This window comes from Pseudomonas sp. ABC1 (genome assembly GCF_013395055.1).
In the GTDB taxonomy this organism is placed as follows: domain Bacteria; phylum Pseudomonadota; class Gammaproteobacteria; order Pseudomonadales; family Pseudomonadaceae; genus Stutzerimonas.
Genome location: NZ_CP058349.1, coordinates 381,149 through 406,114, shown reverse-complemented (window position 1 = coordinate 406,114; position 24,966 = coordinate 381,149). Strand labels below are relative to the sequence as shown.

Genomic DNA, 24,966 nt, shown 5'->3' with positions numbered 1-24,966 from the left:
AATGGCTTTATAATCCCGCCCCTTCGACCATTACTGTCCATATCCGTCAGGGGATGTCTTGCATGCATACGTTCGGCATGAAGAAACTCGGCCGTATCGCCACATTCGTTTCGCTGGGATTCATGGCGTCGTTCTGCGCCGTTTCCGCCCAGGCGGCCGAGGAAGATCCGTGGGAAGGCTTCAACCGTGTGGTCTTCCGCTTCAACGATACGCTCGACCGCTACACCCTCAAGCCCCTGGCCAAGGGTTACCAGAAGGTGACGCCCGCGCCTCTGGAAGACGGTATCGGTAATTTCTTCCGTAACGTCGGCGATGTGGTCGTCCTGAGCAACAACCTGCTGCAAGGCAAGGTGCACGATGCGGGTGTGGATACCAGCCGTATCCTGTTCAACACCACCTTCGGCCTGCTGGGCTTCGTCGATGTCGCCACCCGCATGGGTCTGCAACGCAATGACGAGGATTTCGGCCAGACCCTCGGTGTCTGGGGCCTGGGCAACGGCCCTTATGTCGTCCTGCCGCTGCTGGGGCCGAGTACCGTGCGCGATGCGGTGGGTCGGGTGCCGGACACCTACCTGCAACCCTATCCGTACATGCAGCATGTGCCCTCGCGCAACACGCTGATGGGCGTCGACGTGGTCGATACCCGCGCCAGCCTGCTGGCGGCCGAAAGAATGGTCACTGGCGATCGCTATATCTTCATCCGCAATGCCTACCTGCAGAGCCGCGAGTTTCGTATGCGCGATGGGCAGGTCGAGGATGATTTCTGAGCCAGGCGACAGGCCGTCTACTACCAAATGAGTAGGGTCTATCGCCCATGGGGGCATTCCGGGGTTGTCGTCGCGCTGCCTAATATCGGTCATCGCCTGTCAGCAAGGACAGGCAACAGCAGATCGATTCGACGACAACAAAAGAGGCCCCATCATGATCTATGCGCAACCCGGCACCCCAGGTGCCATCGTTTCCTTCAAGAAGCGCTACGGCAACTACATCGGCGGTGAGTTCGTCGAGCCGGTCAAAGGCCAGTACTTCACCAACACCTCGCCGGTCACGGGCGAAGTGATCGCCGAATTCCCACGCTCCACCGCCGAGGACATCGACAAGGCCCTCGACGCCGCCCATGCCGCCGCCGACGCCTGGGGCCGCACCTCCGTGCAGGACCGTTCGCTGGTGCTGCTGAAGATCGCCGACCGCATCGAGCAGAACCTCGAACTGCTGGCCGTCACCGAGACCTGGGACAACGGCAAGCCGGTGCGCGAGACCCTCAACGCCGACGTGCCGCTGGCCGCCGACCACTTCCGTTACTTCGCCGGCTGCATCCGCGCCCAGGAAGGCGCCGCCGCCGAGATCAACGACACCACCGCCGCCTATCACTTCCACGAGCCGCTGGGCGTGGTCGGCCAGATCATCCCGTGGAACTTCCCGCTGCTGATGGCCGCCTGGAAACTTGCCCCGGCCCTGGCCGCCGGCAACGCCATCGTGCTCAAGCCCGCCGAGCAGACGCCGCTGTCCATCACCGTGCTGCTGGAAGTGATCGGCGACCTGCTGCCGCCGGGCGTGCTGAATATCGTCCAGGGCTTCGGTCGCGAAGCCGGTGAAGCGCTGGCCACCAGCAAGCGCATCGCCAAGATCGCCTTCACCGGTTCCACCCCGGTCGGCTCGCACATCATGAAGGCCGCCGCCGAGAACATCATTCCGTCGACCACCGAGCTGGGTGGCAAGTCGCCGAACGTGTTCTTCGAAGACATCATGCGCGCCGAGCCGGAGTTCATCGAGAAGGCCGCCGAAGGCCTGGTGCTGGCGTTCTTCAACCAGGGCGAAATCTGCACCTGCCCGTCCCGCGCACTGGTGCAGGAGTCGATCTACGATGACTTCCTCAAGGTCGTGATGAAGAAGATCGGCCAGATCAAGCGTGGCGACCCGCTGGACACTGACACCATGGTCGGCGCCCAGGCCTCGCAACAGCAGTTCGAGAAGATCCTGTCCTACTTCGACGTTGCCCGTGAAGAGGGCGCGCAAGTGCTCACCGGCGGTGCGGTGGAGAAACTGGAAGGTGGCCTGGCCAGCGGTTACTACATCCAGCCGACGCTGCTCAAGGGCACCAACGACATGCGCGTGTTCCAGGAAGAAATCTTCGGCCCGGTGGTGAGCATCACCACCTTCAAGGACGAAGCCGAAGCCCTGGCCATCGCCAACGACACCGAGTTCGGCCTGGGTGCCGGCGTCTGGACCCGCGACATCAACCGTGCCTACCGCATGGGCCGCGGCATCAAGGCCGGTCGCGTGTGGACCAACTGCTACCACCTGTACCCGGCGCACGCCGCGTTCGGTGGCTACAAGAAGTCCGGTGTCGGTCGCGAAACCCACAAGATGATGCTCGACCACTACCAGCAGACCAAGAACCTGCTGGTCAGCTACGACATCAATCCGCTCGGGTTCTTCTGAATGATGGGTCCGGCGCGTCCGCTCCGATGCGCCGGTTCACTTGCAGCACCCCTCGGGTGCGATGGTTGATCCCTGCTCTTGTCTCGATCCGGCAACCATCCTCGCAGCGCGGCCTCGGCCGCGTTTTTTTATTTACGCTGGATCATCCACGACAGCTCGCACGCCATCAGGGCTTCAATTGCAGCCAGACCGGGCAGTGATCGGAAGGTTTTTCCATGCCTCGGATGTCGTAGTCCACGCCGCTGGTATCAAGGCGGGCCAGGAGTGGGGCGGTGGCGAGGATCAGGTCGATGCGCAGGCCGCGGCGGGGTTCGTCCTCGAAGCCTCGGCTGCGGTAATCGAACCAACTGAAGAGATCGTTCACTTCCGGGTGCTGGGTGCGGAAGCTGTCCTGCAGACCCCAGGCTTTGAGTTTTTCCATCCATTCACGCTCTTCCGGCAGGAAGCTGCATTTGCCGGTGCGCAGCCAGCGCTTGGCGTTGACCTCGCCGATGCCGATGTCGCAATCCTGTGGGGAGATATTGAAGTCGCCCATGATGGCCAGCGCCTCGTCAGGGCTGAAGCGCTCTTCCAGCAATGCTTGCAGGTCGGCATAGAAGCGGTTCTTGGCAGGAAACTTGGTCGGGTGGTCGCGGCTTTCACCCTGGGGAAAGTAGCCGTTCATCACCACCACGGGGTTGCCCTGGGCATCGGCGAAGCGGCCCCAGATAAAGCGCCGCTGTGCGTCTTCTGCATCACCCGGAAAGCCCTTGTGGATTTCCAGGGGCGCCTGGCGTGACATCAGGGCGACGCCATAGTGGCCTTTCTGCCCGTGGTAATGGACGTGATAGCCCAGGGCTTCAACCTCGGCCAGGGGAAATTGCTCGTCGGAGACCTTGGTTTCCTGCAAGCCGATGACGTCGGGCTGGTGTTTTTCGATCAGCGCGGCCAGTTGGTGCGGCCTGGCGCGCAAGCCGTTGATATTGAAGGAGACGAGTTTCATGGTCGGGCCTTTCAGTATGGAAGCGCCATTTTAGGCAGGCCGGGTGGATGGAGGGAACCTCGGCAGCGCCAGCGGTTCGAACATGCACAATGGGCGCCTGCACTGCACGGATAGGGCCGGCCGGAGCCGTCGTCGATGCCATCGATGTCATTAAGGAAGAACGACAATGTCTGCCGATATTCACCTGCTCGACAGTGCCCATGCACGTGAAGCCCGTACCCTGTTGTACCAGGCTTACCTGCATGACCCGACTTTCACCTACCTGTTCGAGTCGGAGCGTCCCGGCTACGAGCAGCGCCTGCGGGCGACGATCCGTGCCTTGGTCGACCAGCATTTCACCCAGGAGCAACCGGCCATTGGCCTGTTGCTGCGTGACCGGCTGATCGCGGTGGCCCTGATCGCGCCGCCCCAGCGTCGTCTGGCGATCACCGACAGCTGGTTGTGGCGGTTGCGCATGCTGCTTTCTGTCGGTGTCGGCAGTACCCGACGCTACCTCGAATACCAGCGCACCCTGCTGGGCAGCCTGCCGCCAGGCGCCTTCCATATGCTGCCACTGCTCGGCGTGCACCCTCAGTTCCAGGGGCAGCAGCATGGCGAGCGGCTGTTGCGGGCGGTGCATGACTGGTGCATGGCGGACGAGCAGTCCCAGGGGCTGGTCATCGATACCGGCAATTCGCGCTACCTGGAGTATTTCCGCAAGCGTGGCTATGAGGAGCTTGGGCAGATCGCCATCGGCCCGGTGGTCGAGCATGTGTTCTTCTACCCGATAGCGTCGAGCTGATTGCACGGTCCAGGGCCGCGACACCCGCCGCCAGAGCCAGCATGTCCGCTTGCGAGCGGACCTCAACAACCCCTAGCATTCGCCCCCATGAAAGAACTCAAACGCTACGGCGCCTGCCTTGGCCTCTTCCTGTCGCTGGCAGGTGCCGAGGCGTTTGCCGCTGAACTGAACGTCAAGGTCAAGCCGGGCAACCGCGAACTGCGGCAGAACATCGAGAATTATGTCGGCGAGCTGGGCGATCGCGATGAGCGGGAGTTGCTGCGTTACAGCCGGATAGCCTTGCAGCAGGCGGAAAAAGCCCTGCAGGCCCTCGGCTATTACCAGGGGCAGGTGAGCAGCGAGGTGATCGCCGGTGAAACGCCTCGCCTGGTGTTGAACGTGGTTCCGGGCGAGCCGGTGCGTTTGCGCAGCGTGGTGCTCGGGCTGGATGGCGAGGCTGCCGACATACCGACCTTTCGCGTACCCCGGCGCCTGTTGAAAGAGGGCGAGGTGCTCAACCACGGGCACTACGAGGATGCCAAGCAGCAGTTCCTCAACCAGGCTTCGCGATACGGCTTCTTCGATGGGCGTTTTACACGCCAACAACTGCAGGTCGATCCCCACGAAGGCGTTGCCGATATCGAACTGATCTTCGACAGCGGCCCGCGCTATCGCCTGGGCGATGTGAGCTTCCAGGGGGAGTTTCCCTTCGAAGAAAGCCTGCTGGCGCGCATGGTGCCGTTCCAGCCCGACACGCCCTACGATTCCGAACTGATCGCCGACCTGAACCAGGCGTTGCAGTCCAGCGGCTATTTCGCCGGGGTGCGGGTCGACGCCAACCCGAGCCGTGCAGAGGCGCAACGCATTCCCGTGGACGTGCTGCTGACCACCCGCGAGCCGCGCACACTGGGCCTGGGCTTTGGGTTCTCCACCGATGTCGGGCCGCGCATGCGCTCCGACTGGACGCGGCACTGGGTCAATCCCCAGGGGCACAGCTATGGCGCGGAAGCCGAGCTGTCGGCGCCGAGGCAGAACGTTGGGCTCTGGTACGAAGTGCCGCTCGATCCGCCCTTGAGCAACAAGCTGCGCTATGCCGGCGGCTACCAGTATGAAGAGCTGGCCAACACCGACAGCCTTAGCCGGCTGTTGACCCTGGGGCCGGAATGGCACCGTGACCTGCCCAATGGCTGGCAGCGGGTGCTGTCGCTCAAATGGCAGCGCGAGGAGTATCGCCTGGGCGATGACTCGGGATTGAGCACGCTGCTGATGCCTGGCATCGCCTACAGCTACCTGCGCAGCGACAACCGCATGGACCCGAGCGAGGGCTATCGGTTGCAGTTCGAGTTGTCGGCGGCCAAGGAAGGGCTGCTGTCGGACGCCAACCTTATCCACGGCAACGCCACGATCAAGGGCCTGACCACCCTGGCACGCAATCACCGCTTCCTCGGGCGTGTGCAACTGGGTGGCAACCTGACCGACGGTTACACCAAGGTGCCACCGTCGCTGCGTTACTTCGCCGGTGGCGACCAGAGCGTGCGCGGTTACGACTACCAGAGCCTGTCGCCGACCAACTCCGATGGCGACCGTATCGGTGGGCGCTACCAGTTCGCCATGAGCGTCGAATACCAGTATTCCATCGCCGAGCGCTGGCGCCTGGCGAGCTTCGTCGACCAGGGCAATTCCTTCAACTCGCTGGATTTCCCCTCGCTCAAGAGCGCCGTGGGCCTGGGTGTGCGTTGGGTTTCCCCGGTGGGACCGATCCGTATCGACCTGGCACATCCGCTGGACGGCGACGGCGGCGTTCGCCTGCACTTCTCCATGGGGCCTGAATTATGAAGCGGGGTATCCGCATTGGCCTGGCGCTGTTGCTGGCCATCGTGCTGGCCGCAGTCCTGGCGCTCGCGAGCCTGTTGGCCAGCGAGGCGGGCAGTCGTTGGCTGCTCGGCTGGGTGCCCGGTTTGCAGGTCGAGGGGTTCGAGGGGCGCCTGGGGGGGCGCTGGCAGGCGCAGAGCCTGCGTTGGCAGCAGGGTGAGCAGCAGGTCCAGGTGGATGGGCCGCGTTTCCAGTGGTCGCCGTCCTGCCTGTTGCGTCTGCGCCTGTGCATCGACGAGTTGGCCGCAGACAAGGTCGAACTGGTCTTCCCGCCCTCGACGGAGCCGGCCAGTGACGAGCCTTTCGAGCTGCCGGATATCCGCCTGCCCGTCGGCATCCAACTGTCCCGGGTCGACATCGGCCCGGTCAGCCTGAATGGTGATGAGCTGCTGCGCAGTGCCCATCTGGAGGCCGACTGGCTGGCGCAGGGGGTGAAGATTGCCGCCCTGCGTGTGACGCGCGAAGACCTGCAGGCCGAACTGACGGGTACGCTGCGCCTGGACGGCACCTGGCCGCTGGATTTGACCGGGCAGGCCAGCCTGCCGGCACCGGATGCGCGCCCCTGGCAGGTGACCTTCGCGCTGTCCGGTGACGTGCGTGAAAACCTGGCGCTCAAGCTCGACAGCGAGGGTTATCTGGTGGCTGCCCTGAACGGCAGCCTGCAACCCTTGCATGAGCATTTGCCAGGCAGCTTCCTGGTGCAGGTGCGGGACTTCAAGGCCGCTCCCGAACTGCCCGAGACCTTGCGTCTGGATGAACTGGAACTGACCGCCCGAGGCGATTTGCAGGATGGCTACGCCGTGCTCGGAACGGGGCGTTTCCCTGGCCAGGGCGGCGCGGTTCGCCTGGCGCTGGAGGCGCGGGCCACGGCGCAGGGCGCACAGGTGCAGGTACTGGAGCTGGACGCCGGCGAGCAGCAACGCCTGGAGCTGAAGGGCGATTTCGACTGGGCCCAGGGCCTCAAGGCGGACGCCTCGCTGCACTGGAACGAATTCCCCTGGCAGCGCTTGTACCCGCTCGACGAGGCGCCGCCGGTCACGTTGCACCGCTTGACGACACAGGTCCAATACGACGATGGCCGTTACCTGGGCAACCTCGACGCCAACCTGAGCGGTCCGGCGGGTGCGTTCACCCTGGTCAGTCCGTTCAGCGGCACCTTGCAGGAGATCCATCTGCCGCAACTGGCGCTGGTGGCCGGGCAGGGGCGTGTCGCCGGCAGCCTGAGCGCGGGCTTTGCCGACGCCATCGACTGGAAGGCCGACCTGACCCTGAGTGATTTCGATCCGGCCTATTGGCTGGCCGAACTCCCCGGCAAGCTGGCAGGCACGTTGAAGAGCCAGGGTGGCGTGCAAGGCGGTGTCCTGCGGGCGGACGCCGACCTGAACCTGCAAGGCGAACTGCGTCGCCGCCCCGCACGCCTGGCCCTGCAGGCCAATGGCGCGGGCGAGCAGTGGAACGTGCCGCAGCTACAGCTGCAACTGGGCGATAACAGCGTCAAGGGCAGCGGTCGCTGGGCCGAGCGCCTGGCTGGCCAGCTCGATCTCGACCTGCGCAACCTTGGCCAGCTCTGGCCAGGGCTGGCGGGGCAACTGTCCGGTGCATTGAAGCTGGCCGGTACCGCCACGGCACCTGAAGGTGAATTGAACCTCGGCGGGCAGCGCCTGGCTTTCGAGGACAACAAGGTCGGGCAATTGCAACTGGACGCTGTGCTGGACGCGGGCGAGCGTGCACGGCTGGGTCTCAAGGCCGATGGCATCCGGGTGGGCGAGAACGATCTGGGGCAGGCGACACTCAGCGCCAGCGGTACCCGCCAGCGCCATGAGGCGGCCCTGGCGCTGCAAGGCCCGCTGCTGAAACTGGCGCTGGGCCTCGACGGCGGTCTGCGCGGTGACGCCTGGCATGGACAACTGGAGCGGCTGGACCTGGATGCCCAGCAACAGCGCTGGAGCCTCCAGGCACCGGCGACCTTGTCGCGCCTGGCGAATGGCCGTATCGACCTGGGCGCCCATTGCTGGGTCTCCGGGCCTGCCAGCCTGTGTGCCGAGAAGCAGCGCTTGCTGCCCGACACCCAGGTTCGCTATCGCCTGCGGGATTTCCAACTGGCGAGCCTGGAACCCTATCTGCCCGACGATTTCGCCTGGCAAGGCGTGCTCAGTGCCGATATCCACCTCGACCTGCCGAGTGCCGGGCCGTCCGGGCGCATCACCCTGGATGCCGGGCCGGGGCTGCTGCGTCTGCGCGAAGCGCAGGAATGGGTCGACTTTCCCTACCAGACCCTGGCCCTGGACAGCCAACTGACACCGCGTCGTGTCGACGGCACCCTGCGCTTCAAGGGCGCCTCGCTGGGTGAGCTGGAGGTCCGTGTCGGCATCGATCCGCGCAGCGAGCTCAAGACGCTCTCCGGTGATTTCCAACTGAGCGGGCTGGACCTGTCCGTGGCGCGTCCCTTCGTCGAGCAGATCGACCGACTGGAAGGCAAGCTCAATGGTTCCGGGCGCTTGTCCGGTAGCCTGATGAAGCCGGTGGTCAACGGGCGGCTGGTGCTCAGCGACGGAGAGATCGCAGGAAACGAATTGCCGCTCTCGGTCGAGGCCCTGCAGGTGACGGTATTGATCGATGGCGAGCGCCTGCAACTGGACGGTGGCTGGCGCAGCGGTGAGCGCGGCCAGGGGCAATTGAGCGGGCGCCTCGACTGGCACGAGGCACTCGATCTGGAGCTGAGTGTTACTGGCAGCGACCTGCCGGTGGCCGTCGAGCCTTATGCCGAACTCGATGTCACGCCAGACCTGCGGATCACGCTGCTCGACCAGCAACTGTCGATCAGCGGCAAGGTTGCCGTGCCGCGTGGCAGCATCACCGTGCGTGAGCTGCCGCCCTCGACGGTGAAGGTGTCGCAGGATGCGCAGATCGTCGGGCAGGACGTGGAGGGCGAGCAGGCTGGCATGGCCATGCGCATGGACATCGCCGTGGAAGTCGGCCAGGAGCGGTTGCGCTTCTCCGGGTTCGGCCTGACGGCGGACCTGGCTGGCCACCTGCACATCGGCAACGATCTGGATGCCCGGGGCGAGCTGAATCTCAACAATGGCCGCTACCGCGCCTATGGCCAGCGCCTGACCATCCGGCGTGCGCGCCTGCTGTTCACCGGCCTGCTGTCGCAACCCTACCTGGATATCGAAGCCATCCGGCGCATCGATGCGGAGAACGTGGTGGCCGGGCTGCGTATTTCCGGCAGTGCCGAGCAGCCGCGCATCGACGTGTTCTCCGAACCGACGATGAGCCAGGAACAGGCGCTGGCCTATCTGGTGCTGGGGCGCGCCCTCGGTGCTGATACCGGCGACAGCAACCTGCTGGCCCAGGCGGCGCTGGGGCTCGGCCTGATGGGCGGTTCCTCGGTGGCCGGCGGGCTGGCGGAGCAACTGGGGATCGAGGACTTCATGCTGGATACCGAAGGCACCGGCAACAGCACCAGCGTGGTCGCCAGCGGGCAGATCACTGAGCGTTTGTCGCTGCGGTATGGGGTCGGTGTGTTCGAACCGGCCAATACCATCGCCCTGCGTTATCGGCTGACCCGGCGCATATTCCTGGAAGCGGCCAGTGGGCTGGCCAGCTCGCTGGATATCTTCTACCGGCGTGATTTCTAGGTTTCGCATGGAAAGCGCCCGGCGGACTGTCGGGACGCGGCGATGCGCCTGTCGGCGCCATGCGGCTCGCATCCTGTCCGGGCTGAGCCTAGAATGCCCGTCTTTGCCTGGGGCCGATGATGCGTATTGTCGCCGATGAAAACATCCCACTGGTCGATGAACTGTTCTCGGCCTTCGCCACCATAGAGCGCAAGCCTGGACGTGCGATCGACAGGAGTATGTTGCAAGCGTGTGATGCGCTGTTGGTGCGCTCCGTGACCACGGTGGACCGCGAACTGCTGGGGGGCAGTCCGGTGCGCTTCGTCGGTACCTGCACCATCGGCACCGATCATCTCGATCTGGACTTCTTCCGGCAGGCCGGCATTCAGTGGGCCAGTGCGCCGGGCTGCAATGCACGTGGCGTGGTCGACTATGTACTGGGCTGCCTGCTCGCACTGGCCGAGCGCGAGGGCAAGGCGCTGGCCGAACGGCGCTACGGCATCGTCGGCGTTGGTCAGGTCGGTGGGCGCCTGCTGCAACTGCTGCGTGCTCTCGGCTGGCAGGTGCTGGCCTGCGACCCACTGCGTGAAGCGCGTGAGGCAGGCGATTTCGTTTCCCTCGATGAAGTGCTCGAGACCTGCGACGTGATCAGTCTGCACACGCCGCTGACGCGCGAAGGCGAAGCGGCCACCCGTCACCTGCTGGACGAGCGCCGCCTGGAGCGGCTGTTGCCGGGAACCTGGCTGATCAATGCCAGCCGTGGCGCAGTGGTGGACAACCAGGCCTTGCTGCGGACGCTGCGCAAGCGGCCGGACCTGCAGGTCGCACTGGACGTCTGGGAGGGCGAGCCATTGGTGGATACCGAGCTGGCCGCGCTCTGCCGGATCGCCACGCCGCATATCGCCGGTTACAGTCTGGATGGCAAGCTGCGCGGCACCTGGCAGGTCTATCAGGCATTCTGCGCGGCGATGGGGATCGCGCCACGGTCGCATATGGACGATCTGGTGCCGCCCCGGCAATTGCAGTCACTGGCGTTCGACGCAGCGGCGCCTGCCGAGGACGTCATGGCGACCTTGTGCCGTGCCGTCTATGACCCTCGCCGGGACGATGCGGATTTTCGCCGCAGCCTGATCGGGGACGAGGCGCAGCGGCGGGCAGCGTTCGACTGTTTGCGCAAGGCTTATCCACCGCGCCGAGAGATCGAGGGGCTGGCTGTCGGTGTTCGGGGCGGGAGTGCCGGGCTTGAGCGACTGGTTGCCGCGTTGGGCGCTCGCTTGGCCTGATTGTGCCGCGCCGGATGCAATTTATGGCCTGCTCCGCTAGCATTGGCCGTCTTTGGTTTTAACCCGTGATGGTGCTATGAGTTATCAGGTTCTTGCCCGCAAATGGCGTCCGCGCTCGTTCCGTGAAATGGTCGGGCAGACGCATGTGCTCAAGGCCCTGATCAACGCGCTGGACAGCCAGCGCCTGCACCATGCCTACCTGTTCACGGGTACGCGTGGCGTGGGCAAGACCACCATCGCCCGTATCATCGCCAAGTGCCTGAACTGCGAAACCGGTATCAGCTCCACGCCCTGTGGGCAGTGTTCGATCTGCCGTGAGATCGACGAGGGCCGTTTCGTCGACCTGATCGAAGTCGATGCCGCCAGCCGCACCAAGGTCGAGGATACCCGCGAGCTGCTCGACAACGTGCAGTACTCGCCCAGCCGTGGCCGCTACAAGGTCTACCTGATCGACGAAGTGCACATGCTCTCGACCAGTTCCTTCAACGCCCTGTTGAAGACCCTGGAAGAGCCGCCACCCCACGTCAAGTTCCTGCTGGCCACCACCGATCCACAGAAGCTGCCGGCCACCATCCTGTCGCGTTGCCTGCAGTTCTCCCTGAAGAACATGCCGCCGGAGCGTGTGGTCGAGCACCTGACCCATGTGCTGTCGGCCGAGCAGGTGCCCTTCGAGGAAGATGCGCTGTGGCTGCTCGGTCGCGCCGCCGACGGTTCGATGCGCGATGCCATGAGCCTGACCGACCAGGCCATTGCCTTCGGCGAGGGGCGGGTACTCGCAGCCGATGTGCGGGCCATGCTCGGGACCCTCGATCATGGGCAGGTCTATGGCGTGCTGCAGGCGTTGCTCGAAGGTGATGCGCGGGCATTGCTGGAAGCGGTTCGTCACCTGGCCGAACAGGGGCCGGACTGGAGCGGTGTACTGGCTGAGATGCTCAACGTATTGCACCGTGTCGCGGTCGCCCAGGCATTGCCTGAAGCGGTCGACAACGGCCAGGGTGACCGCGAGCGCGTGCTGGGCCTGGCCCAGGCGCTGCCCGCCGAGGATGTGCAGTTCTATTACCAGATGGGCCTGATCGGTCGTCGCGACCTGCCACTGGCCCCTGATCCACGCAATGGCTTCGAGATGGTGCTCTTGCGCATGCTGGCCTTCCGGCCGGCGGGGCAGGGGGCAGCACCGCAGGTGCCGCTAAAGCCACTGGGAGTCACAACGGCCACGACTGACTCCCGGACGACTCGGGAGGCCACGCCAGAGGCGGTTCCCGCGCCGGTGGCCGTGGCGTCTGCTGACGAAACCGTTGAGCCCGTTGCCACGGTCGCCCCCGCGACGGTCGATACTCCCGTAGAGCCAGAGCCAGAGCCAGAGCCAGAGCCAGAGCCAGAGCCAGAGCCAGCGTATGCGCCTGTGCTGGAGGATCTGCCGCCGCCCATCGATCTGCCCTGGGAAGAGTCGCCTGCTCCGCCGATGCCTGAACTGGGCAGTGTGCCGGCCCCTGCGCCGGATGAGCGCGATGACGGTGATGACGAAGAGCCGCCCGTCTCGGATGAAGACTACTTCGTGGCCGACAGTTACGCCGATGCGTTTGTCGATGCCCTGGAACACGCCCCCGAGCGAGCCGATGCCGCGCCACAACTGGCCATCGAGCCGGCGACCGGCCTGGCGGCGGATTGGCAGGCGCTGTTCCTCAAGCTTGGGCTGTCCGGCCTGACGGGCAGTATCGCGGCCAACTGCACCCTGATTTCCGTGGAAGGCGACCGCTGGCTGATGCACCTGGACCCGGCCCAGAGCGCCTTGTTCAACAGCACCCAGCACCGTCGCCTGAACGATGCCTTGAACCAGTACCACGACCGCACGCTGACGCTGGTGATTGAGCTTGAGAAGCCGCGTCAGGAGACACCGGCCCAGGCCGCCGCACGCCGGCGCCTGGAACGACAGAAAGCGGCCGAGGCGTCCATTCATGCCGATCCGCTGGTGCAGCAATTGTTGCAGCAGTTCGATGCGAGCATCCGCGATGACAGCATCGAACCCGTAGAACAACAGTAAAACGACCGATCCAACCCGATTAGGAGATTCCCACATGATGAAAGGTGGCATGGCCGGCCTGATGAAGCAGGCGCAGCAGATGCAGGACAAGATGCAGAAAATGCAGGAAGAGCTGGCGAATGCCGAGGTGACGGGGCAGTCCGGCGCAGGCCTGGTCAGTGTGGTGATGAATGGCCGTCATGACGTCAAGCGCGTCAACCTGGATGACAGTCTGATGCAGGAAGACAAGGAAATCCTCGAAGACCTGATCGCCGCAGCCGTCAACGACGCAGTGCGCAAAATCGAACAGAACAGCCAGGAGAAGATGTCCGGTATGACCGCCGGCATGCAGTTGCCACCTGGTTTCAAGATGCCCTTCTGATTGAGTTTCAGGCCTCGGATAACCGCCGGGGCCTGAGCGCGCGCAACGACCGAGATACCTATGAGTTTCAGTCCCCTGATTCGGCAGCTTGTCGAAGCCCTGCGTGGCCTGCCCGGTGTCGGGCAGAAGACCGCCCAGCGTATGGCCTTGCACCTGCTGGAGCGTGACCGCAGTGGCGGGCTGCGTCTGTCCGAGGCGTTGTCCCGGGCCATGCAGCACGTTGGCTATTGCCAGCAGTGCCGCACCCTGAGCGAAGACCCTATCTGTGCACTGTGTGCGGATCCACGGCGCGACGACCAGTTGCTGTGCGTGGTGCAGAGTCCGGTGGATGTGTTCGCGGTGGAGCAGACCGGCTTTCGCGGACGTTACTTCGTGCTCAAGGGGCATCTGTCGCCGCTGGATGGCCTCGGGCCGGAGGCCATCGGTATTCCCGAACTGCTGGCGCGGATCGCCGAAAGCGCATTCGTCGAAGTGATCCTGGCCACCAACCCGACGGTGGAGGGCGAGGCGACTGCCCATTACATCGCACAGATGCTGAGTGATCGCGACATCGTCATCAGCCGTATCGCCCATGGCGTGCCACTGGGTGGCGAGCTGGAACTGGTCGACGGTGGAACGCTGGCCCATGCCCTGGCGGGGCGCAAGCCGATCAGCCTGGGTTGATGGCTGTCTTGTGTAGGGTGCGCTGTGCGCACCAGGAATGACGGCGCTGATGGTTCAGGTGCGCATGGCGCACCCTACAGGAGGGTCGGTGTGTGTCGCGACCCTAGCGTTCGTCGAGGCTGAAGGCGGTGAGGGTGTAGGTGGTGAGGCCGGCTTCCTGCAGTTTCTGCGAGCCGCCCAGCTCAGGCAGGTCGATCACCGCTGCGATTTCGTGCACCTTGGCATTCATGCGTCGCACCAGTTGTGCGGCGGCCAGCAGGGTGCCGCCGGTGGCGATCAGGTCGTCGACCAGCAGCACGGAGTCGCCTTCGCACAGGCTGTCGGCATGGACTTCCAGAAAGGCTTCGCCGTATTCGGTGTTGTAGCTTTGGCTGAGTACTTCGGCCGGCAACTTGCCTTGCTTGCGGAACAGGATCAACGGCTTGTTCAGCTCGTAGGCGAGGATGGAGCCGATGATGAAGCCACGGGCATCCAGGGCGCCGATATGGCTGAACTCCGTTTCCACATAACGCTGGATCAGGCTGTCGGCCACCATGCGCACGGCACGGGGCGACTGGAACAACGGGGTGATGTCGCGGAAGATCACGCCAGGCTTCGGAAAGTCAGGTACCGGACGTACCAGTTTCTTGATGCTGAACTCGTCGAAGATCATCCGCCGTTCCTCTTGTGTCAGCTATCCAGGGTGCCGCCGGCCAGTGCACAAAGGCTGGTCGAATCGAGAATGCGCACTTCCTTGCCTTCCGCCTCGATCAGGCCGTTCTGCTGGAAGCGGGTGAACACGCGGGAAACGGTTTCCACCGCGAGGCCCAGGTAGTTGCCGATCTCGTTGCGCGACATCGGCAGGCGGAACTGGTTGGCCGAGAACCCACGGGCGCTGAAACGCGCCGACAGGTTGATCAGGAAGGTGGCGATGCGCTCGTCGGCGGTCTTCTTCGACAGCAGCAGCATCATCTGCTGGTCGTCGCGAATCTCGCGGCTCATGATGCGCATCAACTGGCGACGCAACTGAGGCAGGGAGACGCTCAGTTCATCCAGGCGCTCGAAGGGAATCTCGCAGACGGAGGTGGTCTCCAGTGCCTGCGCGGACACCGGATAGCTCTCTGTATCCATGCCGGACAGACCGACCAGTTCGCTGGGCAGGTGGAAGCCGGTGATCTGCTCCTCACCGCTGTCGGTGACGCTGAACGTACGCAGCGCACCCGAGCGCACCGCGAATACGGAGTTGAAGGTCTCGCCCTGGCGGAACAGGCTTTCACCCTTCTTCAGAGGACGGCCACGCTTGACGATCTCATCCAGCGCGTCCATGTCCTGCATGTTCAGGGAGAGGGGCAGGCACAGGGCGGAAAGGCTGCAATCCTTGCAGTGAGCTTGTCGCTGCGTGCGGACCTTGATCGACTCGGACATTCGGCATTCCTGAAAAACCTTACTGGCCGTGCAAGGTTACCCCACCCTGGCGTGTGTAGCCAATTGTCTATGGAACTTAGCACCGCACGCCGAGTCGTCAGGCCGGTTGATACCAGTCCTTTGGCTCCAGTTGGCTGGCCTGGTAGTGGTCGAACAGCATGCACACCGCACGCACCAGTAGGCGTCCGGGCGGCAGTATCAGCAGGCGTGCTTCGGACAATGCGATCAGTCCGTCGCTTTCCATCTGGCCGAGCTGAGGGCGGATGTCCGCGAAGTAATCGCCGAAGTCGATCGAGAAGCGGGTCTCCAGCGCGGCGATGTCCAGTTCGAAGTCGCAGATCAGCGAATGGATGATCGAGCGGCGCAACAAGTCGTCCTTGTTGCAGTGCAGGCCGCGCTGGGTGGCCAACTGGTCCTGTTGCAGGCTCTGCTGATAGCGATTCAGGTCGGTGTGATTCTGGCAATAGAGTTCGCCGACCTGGCTGATGGCCGAAACTCCAAGGCCCAGCAGGTCGCAGTGGCCGTGGGTGGTGTAGCCGAGCAGGTTGCGTTGCAGCGTGCCGTCTTCCTGGGCGATGGCCAGGTCGTCATCCGGCAGGGCGAAGTGGTCGATGCCGATATAGCGGTATCCGGCCTCGGTGAGGCGTTCGATACCATGCTGGAACATGGCGATCTGTTCGCTGGCATCGGGCAGGGCTCCTGCGTCGATGCGTCGCTGGCTCGCATGCTGCTCTGGCTGGTGCCGGTAGCGGCTGATCGAGAGGCTGTCCGGCTGCAGCTCGATGATCGAGTCCAGCGTCTGCGAGAAGTTGTCCAGGTTCTGCCGGGGCAGTCCGTAGAGCAGGTCGATATTGACCGAGCGGTATTGCAGGGTGCGCGCGGCTTCGATGATGGCGCGGGTCTGCTCCGGGGTCTGCAGGCGGTTGATTGCCTGCTGCACGTCGGCGGACATCGGCTGGGCGCTGATGCTGATGCGGTTGAAGCCCAGTTCGCGCAGCAGGCCGATGGTCGGCCAGTCCGCTTCGCGCGGGTCGATCTCGATGCCGTAGTCGCCGGAGCCGTCGTCCAGCAGGTTGAAGTATTTGCGCAGCGACGCCATCAGGCGACGCAGTTCCTGGTGGCTGAGAAAGGTCGGCGTACCGCCGCCCAGGCGCAACTGCTCGACGCACTGGCCCGGGCCGATGTGCCTGGCCAGCAGCGCCATTTCCCGCTCCAGGCTGTCGAGGTAGGCCTGGGTGCGACCACGGTCCTTGGTGATGACCTTGTTGCGATTGCAGTAGTAGCAGGCGTTGGCGCAGAACGGCAGGTGCAGGTAGAGCGATAGAGGGCGACCGGCCCGGCGGCTGTCGCGCAGCGCGTGCAGGAGGTCGAACGAGCCAATGCCACCGTCGAACCTGACCACGGAGGGGTAGGCAGCATAACGAGGCGCCGCCTGATCGTAGCGGCGAATCAGGTCGGCGTCCCAACGGATGGCGTCTAGCATGTGACTTTTCCGGTTTGGGTGGCGGTGACCGGATTCTAGGTTGGAGGTTGCCGAGCTGACTTGACCTGTATCAAGCTTGTCTTGACCCTTGGCGGCCTTTGACGCCGCCCGAATGAGTTCCCTCGATCACCAGGAGAATAGAGATGCAGAGTCGCCAGCAGGAAATCGCCGTTGCCCTGGGGGTGCGTGGCCCTCTGGAGAATGATGCCGCTGTGGCTGCCGAGATCGAGCGTCGCGTGGCGTTCATCCAGGACTGCCTGCGCCAGTCGGGCATGAAGACGCTGGTGCTGGGGATCAGCGGTGGCGTCGACTCGACCACGGCAGGGCTGTTGTGCCAGCGTGCCGTCAGGGAGTTGCGCGAGGCCGGCGAGGGGGATGACTACCGCTTTATCGCCGTCCGCCTGCCTTATCAGGTCCAGCATGACGAGGAAGAGGCTGCCCTGGCCGTGGCCAGTATCGCCCCGGACGAGGCCCATACGGTGAACATAGGCCCGTCGGTGCAGGCGCTGGCCGGTGTGGTCGATGCCTTGCAAGGGCTGTCGCCCGCCGCCCGGGATTTCGCCCTGGGCAATACCAAGGCACGCATTCGCATGGTCGCCCAGTACACCATTGCCAATGCCCGCCAGGGCTTGGTTGTGGGCACCGACCATGCGGCGGAAGCGGTCATGGGGTTCTTCACCAAGTTCGGCGATGGCGCGTGCGATCTCACGCCATTGGCTGGCCTGGTCAAGGGGCAGGTGCGGCAACTGGCTGCCGCACTCGGTGCGCCGCAACAATTGGTGCACAAGGTGCCGACCGCCGATCTGGAAGAACTGGCGCCCGGCAAGCCCGATGAAGAAGCCCATGGCGTGAGCTACGCGGATATCGATGCGTTCCTGCTCGGGCAGCCGGTGAACCCGGACGCAGCCAGGGTGATCATTGCCACCTACGACAAAACGGCGCACAAGCGCCAGCAGCCGAAAGAGCCGCAGGCCTGAGGCCTGGCAGGCCATGGAAAGCGTGCTATGGCCGCCAAGACGCAGTCTTGCGCCCGGATTGGCAAGTGAGTCACTGATTAGGCATAGAAGCAATTGCAGTGCCCTTGATTCCTGCGACATTGCGATCCCGGCCAACCCCTCTACGAAACACGCATAAACCCATCCATGGGGCTCTTCGTCGGCGTCCCTGCCGACGAAGGTTTCTCCGAGGGGTTGACCGGGATCGCAGTCAATACTGAAGTGGCCATAAGAAAAAACACCGATACCCGTCGCTCCCGCGCAGGCGGGAGCCCAGGTGCGCAGGCTCATGACCGACGAATGTCTTCCTACAGTCGCCACTAAAGATGGCTGTGCGGGAGCGGGACGGGGCCTTCGCCGCCAGGGATGGCGGCGAAGAGCTACAGGGATGTATTCACGCGTGCCCCGTTCCGCTACCTGGCATTCGCACAGGAGCGATGACCGCAAGGCCACTGCATCGAAACGTATCGACGGCATGAGCATGTACGCCCGCTCAGTGCCCCATCAGCCAGTGCTGGTGCGGGCCTGGCAGTGTCCACAGGCCGAAGAGCATCACGAGCAGCCCGGCTGCCCGGCGTACGTTGCGGTTCTTCAGGAATGCGCCGAGGCGCTCGGTGGCAAGGCCGGTGGCCAGTAGCAGCGGCCAGGTGCCGAGGCCGAAGCAGAACATCAGCAGGGCGCTGTCCAGGGCGTTGCCCTGGCTGGCCGCCCAGAGCAGGGTGCTGTAGACCAGCCCGCAGGGCAGCCAGCCCCACAGGGCGCCCAGCAGCAGGGCGCGGGGCAGGCTGCTGACTGGCATCAGTCGGCTGGCCAGTGGCTGGATGAGTTTCCACAGGCCTTTGCCGATGGCTTCCACCCGTGTCAGCCCGCTCCACCAGCCCGCCAGGTAAAGCCCCATGCAAATCAGTAGCAGCCCCGCGACGATGCGCATGGCGGTCGCCAGGGGGCCGCTGGCGATGGCCCAGCCCGCGAGACCGAGGAGAAAGCCCGCGAGGGCATAGCTGAGGATGCGACCGAGGTTATAGCCCAGCAGCAGGCCGAAGCGGCGGGCCCGCTGCTCCGCTGGAATGGCCATGGTCAGGGCACCCATCAGGCCACCGCACATGCCCAGGCAGTGGCCGCCGCCGAGCAGGCCCAGCACCAGCGCGGAAATCATCAGCGGCAGCAGTTCAATCACGCTTCGGCGGCTCTTCAGGTTCAGCGGGTGGCTCGTCGCCCGACACGGCTTTTTGCTCGGGCCGTGGTGGCAGGTCGTCGTCGAACAGGACGCTGTGTGCCGGCCCTTCCAGGTCGTCGTACTGGCCGCTGTCGACCGCCCAGAAGAAGATCCAGATGGCCAGCCCGACCAGGGCCACCGCGACGGGAATCAGGATATACAAAGCTGCCATGGGTACTCCGGGGCGACCAGCGTCAAAAGGGCCGTAGCGGCAGGTGTGGTGTCGAGTGCATCGGGGTCAATGCCGGGCCAGCCGCAAGGCATTCAATACTACCAGCAGTGAGCTGAGCGACATGCCCAGTGCGGCCCAGAGTGGCGTGACCCAGCCCAGTGCGGCGAAGGGCAGTACCAGGCCATTGTAGAGGCTGGCCCAGAGCAGGTTCTCGATGATGATGCGGCGGCTGCGGCGGGCGATCGAGAATGCCTGGATCAGGCTGCCCAGTCGATTCGACAGCAGCACCGCATCGGCGCTGGTCTTGGCCAGGTCGGTGGCCGAACCCATGGCGATGCTGATGTTGGCGGCGGCCAGTACCGGCACGTCATTGACACCATCGCCGAGCATCAATACGCGCTGCCCTTGTGCTTGTAAGGCTTGCAGGCGTTGCAGCTTGGCGTCCGGCGTCAGTCCGCCGACGGCCTCGTCCATGCCCAGTTGTTCGGCGATCTGGCCGACCATCGGCGAGCTGTCACCGGAGAGCAGGACCGTGCGCCAGCCCTGGTGTCGGCAGGCATCGAGCAGGGCCGGCGCGTCTTCGCGCAGGCGGTCGTCGAGGACCAGCCAGGCCAGTGCGCCCTGGTCATCGCCCAACAGTAGCCATTGGCCCTGTTCGCCCGGGATCACTGGTGTTTCGCCGCCATAGCCGGCTGCGACGAAGGCGGGCTGGCCGATACGCAGGTGGCGCCCGCCGAGGGTGCCGGACAGGCCCAGGCCCGGATGGCTTTCCACACCGTCGGCGGCCTCCGGAGCGCGGCCGAAGGCTTTGGCGATGGGGTGTTCCGAGCGGTTTTCCAGCGCGGCGGCAAGGCCCAGGCAGGTGTCGGCATCCAGTTCGCGCAGGGGGTGTACGGCGCTCAGGGTCAGGCGGCCTTCGGTCAGGGTGCCGGTCTTGTCGAAGATGACCGTGTCGATATGGTTCAGGCCTTCCAACACATGGCCTCGTGTCAGCAGCAGGCCAAGCGTGTGCAGCGTGCCGGTGGCGGTGGTCAGGGCGGTTGGCGTGGCCAGCGACAGCGCGCAGGGGCAGGTGGCGACCAGCAGGGCCAGGACGATCCAGAAGGCTCGCTGCGGGTCGATCTGCCACCAGATCAGGCCGACTGTCGCCGCGACCAGCAGAACCACCAGCAGGAACCATTGCGCGACCTTGTCGGCCAGTTCGGCCAGGCGTGGTTTTTCCGCCTGTGCCCGCTCCAGCAACCGGACGATTGCCGACAGCCGCGTGTCGTCGCCCAGGGCACGCACGCGAATCACCAACGGGCCTTCGACGTTGAGGGTGCCGGCGGTCACCGTATCGCCGGCGGCGCGTGGCAGCGGCAGGTATTCGCCGGTCAGCACGGATTCGTCGATGCTCGACTGACCTTCGAGGATGTCGCCGTCCGCCGGGATCAGGGCGCCAGGCTGTACCAGCACGCGGTCGCCGATATTCAGTTCACTGAGCAGGATGCGTGTGCCTTGCCCGCCTTCTTCCAGGCGCAGGCAGGAGGTGGGCAGCAGGTTGACCAACTGGGCGGTCGCCGAGGCGGTACGTTCCCGCGCCCTGCGTTCCAGGTAGCGGCCGGCCAGCAGGAACAGCGCGAACATGCCGACCGCGTCGAAGTACAACTCGCCCTGGCCGGTGATGGTCGACCAGATGCCGGCCAGGTAGGCGCCGCCGATGGCCAGCGAGACGGAGACATCCATGGTCAGGTGGCGCGTGCGCAGGTCGCGTATGGCGCCACGGAAGAAGTCGGTGCAGCAATAGAAGACGATCGGGGTGGTCAGCAGCAGGGCGGTCCAGCGCAGGATGCTGGCCATGCCCTCGGAAAGGTCGAGGTTGAACTCCGGCCAGGTGGCCATGGTGGCCATCATCACCTGCATCCACAGCAGGCCGGCGGCTCCGAGCTGGCGCATGGCGCGACGGTTCTCGCTGGCGATGCGTTCGGCGGCCTGGTCGGGCTGGTAGGGGTGGGCGGCGTAGCCGATACGGCGCAACTGCGCGAGCAGCTCGCTGAGTGGCAGCCGTGCATCATCCCAGTGGATGCGCAGGCGGTGGTTGGAGAGGTTGAGGCTCGCCTCGCTGACGCCTTCCATCGAACGCAGGTGGCGTTCGATCAGCCAGCCACAAGCGGCACAACTGATACCTTCTATATGCAGTGCGGTGCTGGCCAGTTCGGTGTCGTGGCTGACGAAGGGCTGCTGCACGTCCGGACGGTCGTAGAGCGCCATCTCCTCCGAGAGCACCTGGGGCAGCTCCTGGGGGTTGATCGCGGTGTCGCTGCGTTGCTGGTAGTAGCTTTCCAGGCCGCCGGCGACGATGGTCTGAGCCACCGCCTGGCAACCAGGGCAGCAGAAGTCACGGGTCTGGCCCAGCACGTCGGCATGGAAGGCGCTGCCGGCGGGAACCGGCAGGCCACAGTGGTAGCAGGGAGTCGGCTGGGCCATCGTGCACTCAGGGGGTCAGTTCGACGGCTTGTCCGCTGACGATGGTTTCTTCCTCGTAGAGGCGCCATTCCTGGTCGCCTTCGCGGCCCAGCAGTTCGATGAAGCGACGCCCGGTCACGGCTTCCTGCATGAGTCCTTCATAGTTGCCAGCCTCGCCCTGGGGTTGCAGGACGATGCGGCGGTCCTTCTCCGGCTGGGTCGGGGAGATCAGGTTGAGCACCAGTTGCGGTGGGCGGCTGATGCCTTCGAGGGTCAGGCGGGCGGTGCCGGTGTCCTCGTCGAGTTGCAGGCGCGCCTGGATGCCGTAGCGCGCAGCCAGTTTCTCTCGCTCCAGCGAGGTGTTGATGCCCTTGCCCACGTCGTAGTAGTTCTCCACCACCAGCGACACCGGGTTACGGATGGCGATGGTCAGCAGCGAGGTGCCGAGGATCACCGAGGTCGCCAGGATGGCGATGATGAACCAGGCCCAGGGCTGGGTGTACCAACGGGTGACTTGCTCGTTGTCGGAACGCATGTGTGGCCTTGTTTTCAGCGGACGCTCGGGCCGATGAATCGGCTGTCTGCGTCGTCGTTGATGGATGCATCATCTGCCGACTGGACGTGGAAGATGATCTCGTTGGTGCTCGATGGCAGTTTTTCCGGCGCGATGGACAGTTCCACGGGCAGGGTGACCAGCTCTCCGGCATTCGCGCGGACTTCGGTACGCCCTTCGTAGCTCAGGCCATCCAGCCCCGACGCACGGATGGTGAAGGTCTGTGCGTGCTGTGCCTTGTTCATGATCTTCAGGGTGTAGACGTTCTCGACATAGCCCTTTTCGTTCTCGCGATAGAGCACGCGGTCTTTCAGCACGTCCAGCTTGACCAGCGGACGCTCGGCCACGGCATAGGCGAAGATGCTCATCATCGTGACCAGGGCGATAGCATAGCCGATCAGGCGTGGGCGGATCAGGTGGGTCTTCTGTCCCGACAGGTTGTGTTCAGTGGTGTAGCTGATCAGCCCTTTGGGGTAGTGCATCTTGTCCATGATGGCGTCGCAGGCGTCGATACAGGCCGCGCAGCCGATGCATTCGATCTGCAGGCCGTCGCGGATGTCGATGCCGGTGGGGCAGACCTGCACGCACATGGTGCAGTCGATGCAGTCGCCGAGGCCGGCGGCCTTGTAGTCGGCATCCTTCTTGCGCGGGCCGCGTGTTTCGCCACGGCGCGGATCGTAGGAAACGATCAGGGTGTCCTTGTCGAACATCACGCTCTGGAAGCGTGCATAAGGGCACATGTGGATGCACACCTGCTCGCGCAGGTAGCCGGCGTTGCCGTAGGTGGCGAGGGTGAAGAAACCGATCCAGAAGGCGGCCCAGCCACCGACCTGCAGGGTCAGCAGGTCGCTCACCAGCTCGCGAATCGGGGTGAAGTAGCCGACGAAGGTGATGCCGATCAGCAGGGAGACGCCGAGCCATATGGCGTGCTTGGCGATCTTGCGGGTGATCTTGGTGCCGCTCATGGCGGCCTTGTCGAGTTTCATGCGCTGGTTGCGGTCGCCTTCGGTGACCTTTTCCGCCCACATGAAGACCCAGGTGAAGACGCTCTGCGGGCAGGTGTAGCCGCACCAGACGCGACCGGCGAATACCGTGATGAAGAACAGGCCGAAGGCACAGATGATCAGCAGCGCGGACAACAGGATGAAGTCCTGCGGCCAATAGGTGGCGCCGAAGATGTGGAATTTGCGTTCCGGCAGGTCCCACCAGACAGCCTGACGGCCATCCCAGGTCAGCCAGGCCGTACCGAAGAACAGAAGGAAGAGGAAGGCGCCACCAACCCGTCTCAGGTTCCGGAACAAGCCGGTGAAGGCGCGGGTGTAGATCTGGGCGCGAGAGGCATAGAGGTCGGTGGAGGCGTTCTTGGTGTTCGGTGGTGTGACATCCCGAACGGGTATCTGCTGCTCAGTCATCTAATGCGTACCACGGCGAAGTGTGGGTGTCCCGGTCGATACGTGCCGACCGGGATCTCTTTGGTTCCGCGCCAATGGTACTCCCGAAATCCCGGGGTCAGGTGCGACAGTGCGTCACTGACTGCCACACCCTGGGGGGTATTGCACTGATCCGGGGATCAGTCCTCCGCTTTCTGGGACAGGCTGTACACATAGGCTGCGAGCAAGTGCACCTTGTCGTTACCCAGGATGCCTTCCTGCGCTGGCATGCGGCCGTTGCGTCCATGGCGGATCGTCTGCTGGACCTGGGCGAAACTGGAACCGTAGAGCCATATGTTGTCGGTCAGGTTCGGTGCGCCAAGCATGGCGACGCCCTTGCCTTCAGGACCATGACAGACTACGCAGTTGGTCGCGAAGATGTTTTGACCACGCTCAAGGTCGACGTCGATTCCCTCGGGATTCTCGCGGCCGGACAGGCTACGCACGTAGCCGGTGACATTGCGGATACCGTCTTCACCGATCACGTCGCGCCAGGCCGGCATGGTGGCGATGCGGCCATGCAGGATGGTGGTCTTGATGGTCGCGGCATCACCGCCCCACAGCCAGTCGTCGTCGGTCAGGTTGGGGAAGCCGTAGGCACCCTTGGCGTCCGAGCCGTGGCAGACCGAGCAGTTGGAGGCGAACAGGCGTCCGCCCATCTTCAGCGCTTGAGGGTCCTTGGCGACATCCTCCACCGACATGGCAGCGTATTTCGCGTAGAGCGGGCCGTACTGTTCGTTGGCCTTGTCCATCTCCCGTTGCCAGGCCTTGGCCTGGGTCCAGCCGCCTTCATATCCCGGCAGCAGGCCTTTCCAGTTGCCCAGACCAGGGTAGAGGGCTAGGTAGCCGAGGGCGAACACGACGGTGCCGACGAACAGCATGAACCACCACTTGGGCAGTGGGTTGTCGTACTCCTCGATGCCATCGTAAGAATGGCCGACGGTTTCTTCGGTACCGCCGATGCGTTGCCCCTTGCGTGTTGCAAGCAGCAGCCACACCAGTGCAACGATGGTGCCCAGGGTCAGCAGCGTTATGTACCAACTCCAAAACGACGTCATTTATTTTTCTCCGGATGCTTCTTCATCACGCTTCTTGGGTACGGGCTCGTCGTCTGCGAAAGGGAGGTTGGCGGCTTCGTCGAAGCTTTGCTTGCGCTTGCTGCTGTAAGCCCACACCACGATGCCGGTGAAGGCGACGACGACCAGTAAAGTGCCCAAACCGCGAAGAGTCCCGATATCCATCAT

General features: G+C 64.3%; 21 protein-coding genes. 10 read left to right on the top strand and 11 right to left on the bottom strand.

Annotated elements, in window-relative coordinates:
• Positions 1-122 precede the first annotated feature (122 nt).
• Positions 123-767, top strand: a complete 645-nt coding sequence (locus HW090_RS01560; RefSeq protein WP_256930774.1) for a VacJ family lipoprotein — start codon at positions 123-125, stop codon at positions 765-767.
• Between the two features lie 154 nt (positions 768-921).
• Complete coding sequence (locus HW090_RS01555; RefSeq protein ID WP_179111823.1) at positions 922-2,442, top strand: aldehyde dehydrogenase family protein; 1,521 nt, start codon at positions 922-924, stop codon at positions 2,440-2,442.
• Between the two features lie 166 nt (positions 2,443-2,608).
• Here HW090_RS01555 and xthA read toward each other — a convergent pair whose 3' ends face one another.
• Positions 2,609-3,424 (bottom strand): exodeoxyribonuclease III, encoded by an 816-nt coding sequence (gene xthA / locus HW090_RS01550; protein ID WP_179111822.1) that lies wholly within the window; start codon positions 3,422-3,424, stop codon positions 2,609-2,611.
• 166 nt (positions 3,425-3,590) lie between these two features.
• Between xthA and HW090_RS01545 the strand changes: the two genes are divergently transcribed.
• The 7 genes from HW090_RS01545 to recR all read left to right on the top strand — a co-directional run bounded on the left by HW090_RS01545 (position 3,591) and on the right by recR (position 14,024).
• Positions 3,591-4,205, top strand: a complete 615-nt coding sequence (locus HW090_RS01545; RefSeq protein WP_179111821.1) for a GNAT family N-acetyltransferase — start codon at positions 3,591-3,593, stop codon at positions 4,203-4,205.
• An 87-nt stretch (positions 4,206-4,292) separates the two neighbouring features.
• A complete protein-coding gene (locus HW090_RS01540) occupies positions 4,293-6,020 on the top strand; it encodes an autotransporter assembly complex family protein (RefSeq protein ID WP_179111820.1) in 1,728 nt (575 codons plus the stop codon).
• Entirely contained in the window at positions 6,017-9,697 is a 3,681-nt protein-coding gene (locus tag HW090_RS01535) for a translocation/assembly module TamB domain-containing protein (RefSeq protein WP_179111819.1), read from the top strand. Before HW090_RS01540 ends, HW090_RS01535 begins: the two co-directional genes overlap by 4 nt.
• A gap of 119 nt (positions 9,698-9,816) precedes the next feature.
• Positions 9,817-10,959, top strand: a complete 1,143-nt coding sequence (gene pdxB, locus HW090_RS01530; protein WP_179111818.1) for a 4-phosphoerythronate dehydrogenase PdxB — start codon at positions 9,817-9,819, stop codon at positions 10,957-10,959.
• Positions 10,960-11,035: 76 nt separating this feature from the next.
• Positions 11,036-13,000 (top strand): DNA polymerase III subunit gamma/tau, encoded by a 1,965-nt coding sequence (gene dnaX / locus HW090_RS01525; RefSeq protein ID WP_179111817.1) that lies wholly within the window; start codon positions 11,036-11,038, stop codon positions 12,998-13,000.
• Positions 13,001-13,034: 34 nt separating this feature from the next.
• Positions 13,035-13,361, top strand: a complete 327-nt coding sequence (locus HW090_RS01520; protein ID WP_179111816.1) for a YbaB/EbfC family nucleoid-associated protein — start codon at positions 13,035-13,037, stop codon at positions 13,359-13,361.
• Between the two features lie 60 nt (positions 13,362-13,421).
• The gene (recR, locus tag HW090_RS01515) at positions 13,422-14,024 is read left to right on the top strand and encodes a recombination mediator RecR (RefSeq protein WP_179111815.1); all 603 of its coding nucleotides are present in this window, start codon (positions 13,422-13,424) and stop codon (positions 14,022-14,024) included.
• A gap of 103 nt (positions 14,025-14,127) precedes the next feature.
• Here recR and HW090_RS01510 read toward each other — a convergent pair whose 3' ends face one another.
• The 3 genes from HW090_RS01510 to hemN all read right to left on the bottom strand — a co-directional run bounded on the left by HW090_RS01510 (position 14,128) and on the right by hemN (position 16,911).
• Entirely contained in the window at positions 14,128-14,676 is a 549-nt protein-coding gene (locus HW090_RS01510) for an adenine phosphoribosyltransferase (RefSeq protein ID WP_179111814.1), read from the bottom strand.
• Positions 14,677-14,693: 17 nt separating this feature from the next.
• Positions 14,694-15,428: a fumarate/nitrate reduction transcriptional regulator Fnr gene (gene fnr / locus HW090_RS01505; RefSeq protein WP_179111813.1), complete on the bottom strand. Its 735-nt coding sequence runs from the start codon at positions 15,426-15,428 to the stop codon at positions 14,694-14,696.
• Positions 15,429-15,525: 97 nt separating this feature from the next.
• Positions 15,526-16,911, bottom strand: a complete 1,386-nt coding sequence (hemN, locus tag HW090_RS01500; RefSeq protein WP_179111812.1) for an oxygen-independent coproporphyrinogen III oxidase — start codon at positions 16,909-16,911, stop codon at positions 15,526-15,528.
• A gap of 143 nt (positions 16,912-17,054) precedes the next feature.
• Between hemN and nadE the strand changes: the two genes are divergently transcribed.
• A complete protein-coding gene (gene nadE / locus HW090_RS01495) occupies positions 17,055-17,888 on the top strand; it encodes an ammonia-dependent NAD(+) synthetase (protein WP_179111811.1) in 834 nt (277 codons plus the stop codon).
• Between the two features lie 511 nt (positions 17,889-18,399).
• Here the strand turns inward: nadE and HW090_RS01490 are convergent.
• From HW090_RS01490 to HW090_RS01460, 7 genes are all read right to left on the bottom strand, one after another.
• Positions 18,400-19,083 (bottom strand): sulfite exporter TauE/SafE family protein, encoded by a 684-nt coding sequence (locus HW090_RS01490; RefSeq protein ID WP_179111810.1) that lies wholly within the window; start codon positions 19,081-19,083, stop codon positions 18,400-18,402.
• Positions 19,076-19,294: a cbb3-type cytochrome oxidase assembly protein CcoS gene (gene ccoS / locus HW090_RS01485; protein WP_179111809.1), complete on the bottom strand. Its 219-nt coding sequence runs from the start codon at positions 19,292-19,294 to the stop codon at positions 19,076-19,078. The genes HW090_RS01490 and ccoS overlap by 8 nt, the downstream gene beginning before the upstream one ends.
• A gap of 66 nt (positions 19,295-19,360) precedes the next feature.
• Positions 19,361-21,760 (bottom strand): heavy metal translocating P-type ATPase, encoded by a 2,400-nt coding sequence (locus HW090_RS01480; RefSeq protein WP_179111808.1) that lies wholly within the window; start codon positions 21,758-21,760, stop codon positions 19,361-19,363.
• Between the two features lie 7 nt (positions 21,761-21,767).
• The gene (locus HW090_RS01475; protein WP_179111807.1) at positions 21,768-22,274 is read right to left on the bottom strand and encodes a FixH family protein; all 507 of its coding nucleotides are present in this window, start codon (positions 22,272-22,274) and stop codon (positions 21,768-21,770) included.
• Between the two features lie 14 nt (positions 22,275-22,288).
• Positions 22,289-23,704: a cytochrome c oxidase accessory protein CcoG gene (gene ccoG, locus HW090_RS01470; protein ID WP_179111806.1), complete on the bottom strand. Its 1,416-nt coding sequence runs from the start codon at positions 23,702-23,704 to the stop codon at positions 22,289-22,291.
• Positions 23,705-23,862: 158 nt separating this feature from the next.
• Positions 23,863-24,780 (bottom strand): cytochrome-c oxidase, cbb3-type subunit III, encoded by a 918-nt coding sequence (gene ccoP / locus HW090_RS01465; protein WP_179111805.1) that lies wholly within the window; start codon positions 24,778-24,780, stop codon positions 23,863-23,865.
• Positions 24,781-24,963, bottom strand: a complete 183-nt coding sequence (locus tag HW090_RS01460) for a cbb3-type cytochrome c oxidase subunit 3 (RefSeq protein WP_179114785.1) — start codon at positions 24,961-24,963, stop codon at positions 24,781-24,783. It abuts the gene before it with no gap.
• Positions 24,964-24,966 lie beyond the last annotated feature (3 nt).